The sequence below is a fragment of the Flavobacterium sp. U410 genome, assembly GCF_053570605.1.
Genome location: NZ_JBSEFI010000039.1, coordinates 1 through 7,973, shown reverse-complemented (window position 1 = coordinate 7,973; position 7,973 = coordinate 1). Strand labels below are relative to the sequence as shown.

Genomic DNA, 7,973 nt, shown 5'->3' with positions numbered 1-7,973 from the left:
GTCAAAACTACTGCATTATTTTACCGGGTTGCCCCTACTTTGGGTATACCTTTGCTGTGATTTTCACTATTTTTTTTAAGAACGTATGGTTTTATTTATAGCTCAAAAATAACATTTTTATCGGTATATACATAGTATATCGCTAAAATTTAATCCTTGTTTTTTTATCTTTTATTTAACTTTTTTTCTTACAATAACAGCACGGATATTGTAGTTATGTATTTAAAAGTCAACGGCATGAGAAAACAGTACCTATTCAGTAACCTTTAAAATTTGTCGATTATGAGTAAGCAAAAAGGGATTATCAAGTTAGTTGGTAATATTGGAGGGGTTTCGTTTTATACTTCCAATGGTGAGTACTTGGCCAGAACCGCAGGGGGGCCGAGTAAAGAGAGGATTGCAACGGGGGCGAACTTTGTTCGTACACGGGAGAACAACTCGGAGTTTGGCGGTTCTGCCAAAGTGGGCAAAGCCTTTCGAACGGCTTTGAGTAGTGTTATTCAAACAATGGGCGGAAGCATGCTGACGGCTTCTTTAACCAAACTCTTTAAGTCGATCAATGCTAAAGCTTCGGGAACAAGGGGGGAACGCCCTATTGCTCTGAGTGCCAACAAAGCGCAGGCTAAAGGACTGGAGCTGAACAATAAGATTAGTTTTACTTCGGTTTTTAATGCGCCTTTTACTGTTACGACCGATACAGACCGCGTGGAAGTTACTTTTACTGTTCCGTCATTTATTCCGATAAACTTTATCAATGCTCCTGCAGGGGCTACGGGTTTCCGTATTGCAGCTGCCGTGGGTTGGTTGTCGGATTATAGTTATGACAGCTCTACTCTGAGCTATGAGCCGGATGTGCCGGATCAAAATAGTCTGGGGATTACTGCCTATAGTACCATTCAGCCTATCGACAACACGCCTGCAACCATAACCCTAACGGCTACTGCTCCGGGCGGATTGGTGCCTGATGCCGGGGTTAGTGTACTGGCTTGTTTAGGGATTGAGTTTTACCAAAAGGTGGATAATGTGGATTATTTACTGGCACAGGGTAACGCTATGCGGGTTGTAGAAGTTTTTTAAGGTTTAAAAGACTTTCTATACAATTAAAGCTTTCCGTTATCGGAAGGCTTTTTTTGTGCTTATATGGCTTTAAAATGATTATTTCAGGGATATTTTAACTTACTGATGTAGTTAATTCATCCTTTTTTTATTCATTTAATAAAGTCGGCTCTAGTAGAGTTATGGTGGGCTTATACTGGGCTTATCCTCGGGTTATCTATAGCTAAGCCTCAAAAAATCTAAAGCTAAAAATCGTTTTTATTTATCCATTATCAAAAGGCAGGTACAAAACTACCTTCGGAGTTTTCGGGTTGTTGGCTGATGGGTTTAAACGGATGGCTCTATTTTTTTGGAAGATTAGCTTCGCTCCGTTCGCCTTTCAGGCTCGGGTGCCATTGTTTTTTCACTTGCTTTAAAAGATTGTTACTGTGGCTAATCTTCTAAAAAAATGAGCATAGCCTTGTGGCGATTGAACACACAAAGTGTATCCGTTCTGCTTTTTTAAATTTTTGTGATAAAAAGCGAACAAAGATTTAAGGCTGTGAGCTTTAGTGGTGCAGGCGTAATTTTGTGATGTTTTTTGAGCAAAAATTTGTAAACGTGTGTCTTTTAAGGTGTTAGATTTTATCTGTAGGTTTTGATAGATTTTATCCGTAGGGGTTTGATCGTGTTGTACTTGGTGTTTTTTTGCGCCATGTTTTTCGGGTTTTTGGATGGTTTTTTGGTGGTTTTTTGCCTTTGGATTCCGCATTATTTTGATACCAGACAAATGGGTGTTGGGTGTGGCGGGGGGAACGGGTGGGTGCCGGGGGTGCGGCTATTTTACATAATGGGCTTATAGCTGCAAGGCGTAGCGTACCCGAAGGGCTTGAACTATAAGAGCGCATTATGTATAAATAGCTTGGGGGCGTTTTTTGGGGTGCGCTTGTTTATCGGTTGGGCTGTAAGGCGCTTTGTGGCATTGCGTAACCTATAAAATAGATTGCTTCGCTTGCTCGCAATGACACAATGTGCCTTACTCGGGGTAAACAAGGGCTAAGCGTTGGGTGGAAAACGCCATTGCGGGGGGAAGCTCGGACTGGGTGGGCGCAAAGAACTCAGCGGAGCGTTCCTGTTTTGGGATTCGGCTTGGACTTCGCTTAGTAACTACGTCCTGCCACGGTTCGTTTTGCGAACGTTTTTTTTGTTTAATGTTTTGATTTTTAATCGGTTAGTTGTTTTTGGCGGTTAGTTGTTAAAATATGTTAAAATTGTAGGGTTTATTGTATGGGATGGAAGGTGTTGACCATGTCGTGGAGTTCTTCTAAATTGTCTTGTTGATACCTTTCTGTCGAACTGATGTATCGGTGTCCTGCCAGGTATTGGGTTTTTCGTAAGTTGTGTTGTTTAAGCCAGTTTACAATTACACTGTTTCTGATTTGTATGGCATTTTGATAATTGTAATTGATTAGTTTTAATTCATCACTTATTTTTTTTAGTACGTTGTGCAGGTTGGTGTTGCCGTAGTTGGAGAAGAACAGGTTGTCGGTTGTGGATGCTGAAACAGGTTCAGCATGACAATGGGTTTGGGATAGCAGTTGTGGTCTGATCTCTTGTAAATATTCCATCATTTCCATGAGTTGCCAGGGTTTGAGTTCTAAGGTTCTGCCGTTGGTTTTGGTGCTTCCGGGGATGTGTATTTTGCCTTTGTAGAGTTCTATATGCTCTTCTTTTAAGTATTGGAGTTCTTTGGTTTGTAAGCCTTGATATACCAGTAATCCGATAATGATTTTGTTTCGTTTTCGGGCTAGATCTTCTTCTTTGGTCTCATAGCTATAATATAAATCTTCGAGTTCGTCTGCTGTGAGTAGATTACCTAATACTGTTTTTACTTTGCCTTTGATATTGATGTTGGTTATGGGGTTGTCTGTTCTGTAATTGCCTTCTTGCAGGTAGTTGAAGTAGATCTTTAGCTTGCCGATATAGCCTTGTAGGGTTCGTATGGCAATGCCTGTTTTCTTGAGTTCTTCGATATATTTTAGGAATGTTTTATAGTCGATAGTTTCCTTTGTAGTACCATAGTTATTCATCCATATATTTAGGCGGTCTGTAGCCCTTTGGAATACTGGAATACTCTTGGTTGAGTAACCGTTTTTCTCTAAGTAGTGTGTGTAGTGGTTCATCGTTGTTGGTTTTTGCTTTGTGTTCTAGTAAATGAGTGTAAATCTGTGTACTTTCTAAACTGGAGTGTCCTAAAAACTGGCTGATGGTTTCTAGTTTGGCTCCTTTTTCTAATAAATGCGTTGCGATACTGTGTCTTAAAATATGTGGGGTAAGCCCCTCCAACCTCCCCGAAGGGGAGGCTATTGTTTTGACTATTGCATTTAATCGATTGGATAAACTTTGTCCTTGTAGTGGTTTGCCTCTGTAGTTAATGAGCAAATATTCTGTTTCTTTATAATTGTAAAATAATGGACGGTAATCGTAAATGTATTCTTCTATTATTTTTAAATTATATTCGTTTACAGGTACATATCTTTCTTTGTAATTCTTGCCTTTTCTTACGTGGATTCTTTCTTTGTCGAAAACAATATCTTTGATTTTTAAGTTGACTACTTCATTTCTTCTGAGTCCACAACTGTATAACAACACTAGTATTACTTTGTCTCTTTTTCGTATTCGTTCCTGTTCACTACTGTAATCGGTGGCTTTAAATAGTTGTTTTACTTCTTCTTGGGTTAGGATTTGCAGGCTGTCTCTATGGTCTTGCTCTTCTCGTTTTAGATGTATGGGTAAGGGTTTGGCGTGGTGTTCTTTGAGATAATCGTTAAATTTAATAAGGGCTTGTATGTGTTTGTTTAGGTAGGCTTTGGAGAGTCCGCCTTCCCGCATTTGATTTTCCCGTGTTTGTAAATGGTTATAGTAGTCTTTTACTATTTGTACACTTACTAAATTGATTTGATTAATGTTTTCATTCTCTAAATAGTGTAAAAATTCTCGTAGGTGGCTGGGTAAATTTTTAATCGTACTTTCACTATAGCCTAGTATATCCAACCAGTTTTCAAAGCTTTGTACCAATACTTTATAACTTTCATTTTTTATGGGGGTATGTATTGTTTTTTGCATCCTGACAACTTTTTAATTTTAACTTACTGATTTTGTTTTGGTTGACTTCGCCACTTTTGAATGGTTAGTTACTGGCTCATTGGCGAGTTGTATTTGTGCTATACAATCATTTAATGCCTTGTCGATTAACTGCTTAAGGTCTTGATATTCATCAGGGTTAGTAATTTCATACGCATAAGATTTAGTAGTTTTATTTTGTACTTTTTTAATATAGTTTTCTAATAATAGTTGATTGTTATATCTTCTTAATGTGGTTTCTTTTACTCTTAAATTTCTTCTTATTTCACTATTGGTAAATTGGGTTTGATTTTGTTTTTTTAAATATGCTTTCAGATTTTCAAGGTGATTTCTACACGCTCCAGTTAAACTATCGCTTTTTCGTAGTAATACTTCTTTAATGAGTTCATTTGCTTCCTGTATGTCTTCGATTGAGGTTTCGATATATTCCTCGCCTGTTTCTTTGTCATATTGCTTGTGTCGCTGACACTGCTTGTAAAAGGTTATGGCTTCTATAAATTGTAAATAGTGGGCGTTGGTTCTTCGGGGTTTAAACACTGCCACGGGCAGAGCGAGATATTCGGCAAAAGGATTTCTAACGGCTATGGTTTTTAGTAAACGTTGTGCATTTTGTAATAAATTTTTAGTATTGTATTCATCTTGTTGGTTTATCTTGCCTGCGGAGGCTCTCCGCTGATACGTCATAATTTTATCGTCTTGGGTTTCGCTTTCATCAATGTATAAAAGAAAACTTCGGTTACTATTGTCTTCGTAGATGCTTTCCTGTGTGGTGCAACCGCTTACCGATACCGGTCCTTCCACGGTTAAATGGATGGTTTTTGTTGTTCCTTTTTTGTCTTTATGAACGACTGTTTTGGTGATTTTCTTTTTGCTTTGTAGCTCTCGTAGTGGATAGAGTACGCTTTCTGCTCCGTCTAAATCTTCTATTAAAATAAGTTTGTTTTGTAGTTCTGTTCTATTGAAGTAATAAAATGCATTTGCCGATAATACAGTCATTTCGATCTTGTCTTCTTCGGGGATGAGTTCGGCTACTTTGCTTTGTAAATGGGTCTTCCCTGCTCCGCTGCTTCCCAGACTGATACAGTGTAACGGATTGTTGGTTTTTCTACTGGTGAAGATCAGGTACATTAATAGTCGGTTAGTTTCTTCACCGATTACGCCGGATTTGCCGATTAACTCGTTTGTTCTGTTTATCAAGTTATCTGCTTCTAAAAATGCCTGTGCGGCTCGCACTTCGTTTTCGGTTAGGGTTTTGGTTGTTTGTTGTTGGTTATTGGTTGTTTGTTCTATCTCCTTTAATCGGTAGTTTTCCAGTTCATTTGTGAGTTGGTCTAAATCTCGTCTTACTATCGTTGTGCCGATTTCTAAACGCTCGGCTACTTTTCGGGTTAACTTTTCTATACTGGTGTCATTATATAGATCGATGTTCTGTCTTAAAACAGCCCCATTGTCCTGCGGACATTTCCCCGAAGGGGAAAGGCTTTTTAGTTTTTGGATGCCTAATGTTACTCTCAAAGCTTCTAAGTTATTGAACCGTATTCCTCCTAAAATCGATATTTTTAAGTGTTTGGTTTCAAAAAGGTAGTGGTTGGGGTTTGATGTGTTTAAATTGTTCATAACTTTCAATATTTCACTTATTGGTTACAAACTTAATCAATAAATGATATTTAAAACAAATTTATTCGTTTGTTTTTTAATCTTTAAGTAATGTATATTTGTAAAAACATTGATTTATAAAGGATTTTTATAACGTATCAGTTATGATTATAAGTAATAATATTACCCGTTTACGAAAAGAAAAAAACTTATCCCGTGAGGATTTAGGAGGTATTGTGGGTACTTCCGGGGCTGTAATTGGTAGGTATGAGCGTAATGAGATTACTCCCTCTGTTGAGATTGCCAACAAAATTGCTCAAGCCCTTGAGGTTTCTTTAGATTATTTGGTAGGTAATAATACTATGGTGTTTAAAGATAAAAAGATTTTGGAGCGCATGGAGATAATCTCTGACATGCCTGCTAAAGAACAGGAACAGCTTTTTAATGTTATTGATGCGCTTATTCGTGATTATAAAGCTAAACAGGCGTATTCTTCTTAATAACTCCTTTTTATGTACTTCATAAAATAAAAAAACAGCATTTAGTTTGTATACTAAACACTGTTTTTTAACAACTTATATTTTAAATTTGTTTTATGAACTAGGTTGCTATATTACTCAACTTTACCTTTATTCTTAATTCTTAAACCAACATTATAAAAAATAATACCTAAAACAAAAGCAATTAAAACTTGCACAAAATCTATACCACTATTGGGCTCTTTTGTTGCAAAACAATATAGATTGTATATAATCAATGGAACAATCATTACAGCATAAGCTAAAACGTTTCTCATATTCTATTTAAGTTTAAAACCTGCGTCTGAAATTCTTGCAGAATCAGTAATTTCTTTATCCAAATGGATATTTGAAAAATTTGGGTTCTTACTAGAAAACTCTAATAAAAAAAACTTCCCAATAAGCTTTTCTCCTCCTTTTCCATAAGCATTAATATTTCCGTTATAGTAATGACCATTGTAATAGTAGTTATAGTAATATCTATTGTAGCTCCTATTATTAACAAAATCATATACCCTACCAATTGCTTCTAGTTTATTTTTTTTTATATCGGTTGTCTTTATTTCTTTTTTTACATTACTATTAAAATATAATACAGCTATAATTATAAAAAAGATAGTACCTACAAAAATTTGTTTTTTATCAAATTTCATTTTTATTATGCTATTCATTTTTAGAATCTTTACCAAAAGTTCCGTAATTCCCAAAGCTACCATTACTTTGATTAAAACCTGGTTTAGAAGGATTAATTAAAAAATCATGCTTAGTTTCTTCATTAGAATTATTAAAAAAGTTTAATATATTTTGCATACTATCACCAACTGTATTTTCAATTACTTCTACACCAGTACCTGTTACAGTATTTAAAACATTACTAATAGGTTTATAACCTGTATCAACTTCTAATTTACTTCCAAACTTACCTCCTAAATAATTAGACCCAAAAGTAGAAATAACCTCATTACCATCATCTACCATATCAAAATTGCTACCTCCGTCCCATGTAAAAAACGATTCTCCTAAATTTGAATAAAATGGATTTTTGATAAAAGAAGCAAAAACAGGTTGAGACCAATTAATATTTTCATCAAATTTAAAATCGTTAGAATAAAATTGCCCCATCAAGTTTGTTGTTCCATTTATAGCTCCTAATGAAAAACTCGACTGAAAAAAACCTCTATAAGTAAATATTGATTCAGCTTGAGTAAACAAAACTGCTCCTGTTCCTGTCGCAAGATAGTTAGATAGTTGTGTTGTTCCAAACCATGTACTGTATGCACCATATGCAGATGAAACATAAGGAGCCGCAGCTGATCCAGTAAAATATGTTGCAACTAATGCAGCACTAACAATTCCAGCTTTTTCTCTTCCAGCTTTTTCATCTTCTAAATGTTGAGGGTCAAAATTAGTGGGAGAACCTATATTATGATATTCTAATCCTTCCAATTCAACTCCATCAATAACTCTATTCTCACTGAATGCATAAGGTGAATTATGAGGATATTTCGAGGCTAAAGGATCCACAGCAAAGAACCTTCCCACTCTTGGGTCATGCATTCTAAAAGTAAAATTAATTGAATTTCCTTCCCCTTTAATTTCATCGTCTTTTTCCTGTCCTTGGAAGCCATATCTGTAAGCTGTGCTTGAGCCGTGCCTATTAGGCAGTAACTGACCGAAAGG

The 7,973-nt window shown here is 36.1% G+C and carries 8 protein-coding genes and 1 pseudogene; 2 read left to right on the top strand and 7 right to left on the bottom strand.

The features are described 5' to 3' along the window. Positions 1-282: 282 nt before the first annotated feature. On the top strand, positions 283-1,077 hold the full coding sequence (locus ACUSJC_RS16550) for a hypothetical protein (RefSeq protein ID WP_449270672.1): 795 nt from the start codon (positions 283-285) through the stop codon (positions 1,075-1,077). Positions 1,078-1,468: 391 nt separating this feature from the next. Here the strand turns inward: ACUSJC_RS16550 and ACUSJC_RS16545 are convergent, their stop codons facing one another. From ACUSJC_RS16545 to ACUSJC_RS16530, 4 genes are all read right to left on the bottom strand, one after another. Then, entirely contained in the window at positions 1,469-1,825 is a 357-nt protein-coding gene (locus ACUSJC_RS16545; RefSeq protein ID WP_449270671.1) for a hypothetical protein, read from the bottom strand. A gap of 490 nt (positions 1,826-2,315) precedes the next feature. Beyond that, entirely contained in the window at positions 2,316-3,125 is an 810-nt protein-coding gene (locus ACUSJC_RS16540; protein ID WP_449270670.1) for a tyrosine-type recombinase/integrase, read from the bottom strand. Further along, positions 3,118-4,161, bottom strand: a complete 1,044-nt coding sequence (locus ACUSJC_RS16535; RefSeq protein WP_449270669.1) for a tyrosine-type recombinase/integrase — start codon at positions 4,159-4,161, stop codon at positions 3,118-3,120. The genes ACUSJC_RS16540 and ACUSJC_RS16535 overlap by 8 nt, the downstream gene beginning before the upstream one ends. A gap of 18 nt (positions 4,162-4,179) precedes the next feature. Next, positions 4,180-5,796: a hypothetical protein gene (locus ACUSJC_RS16530; protein ID WP_449270668.1), complete on the bottom strand. Its 1,617-nt coding sequence runs from the start codon at positions 5,794-5,796 to the stop codon at positions 4,180-4,182. 143 nt (positions 5,797-5,939) lie between these two features. On the opposite strand from ACUSJC_RS16530, the gene ACUSJC_RS16525 reads away from it, so the two are divergent. Beyond that, positions 5,940-6,275 (top strand): helix-turn-helix domain-containing protein, encoded by a 336-nt coding sequence (locus ACUSJC_RS16525; RefSeq protein ID WP_449270667.1) that lies wholly within the window; start codon positions 5,940-5,942, stop codon positions 6,273-6,275. Positions 6,276-6,388: 113 nt separating this feature from the next. Here the strand turns inward: ACUSJC_RS16525 and ACUSJC_RS16520 are convergent, their stop codons facing one another. The 3 genes and pseudogenes from ACUSJC_RS16520 to ACUSJC_RS16510 form a co-directional block, all read right to left on the bottom strand. Beyond that, a complete protein-coding gene (locus tag ACUSJC_RS16520; protein ID WP_449270666.1) occupies positions 6,389-6,571 on the bottom strand; it encodes a hypothetical protein in 183 nt (60 codons plus the stop codon). Between the two features lie 3 nt (positions 6,572-6,574). After that, positions 6,575-6,964, bottom strand: coding sequence for a hypothetical protein (locus tag ACUSJC_RS16515; RefSeq protein WP_449270665.1), 390 nt, complete (start codon positions 6,962-6,964; stop codon positions 6,575-6,577). Continuing rightward, a pseudogene (locus tag ACUSJC_RS16510) lies at positions 6,957-7,973 on the bottom strand (hypothetical protein); the annotation flags it as partial. The gene ACUSJC_RS16515 and the pseudogene ACUSJC_RS16510, both read right to left, overlap by 8 nt.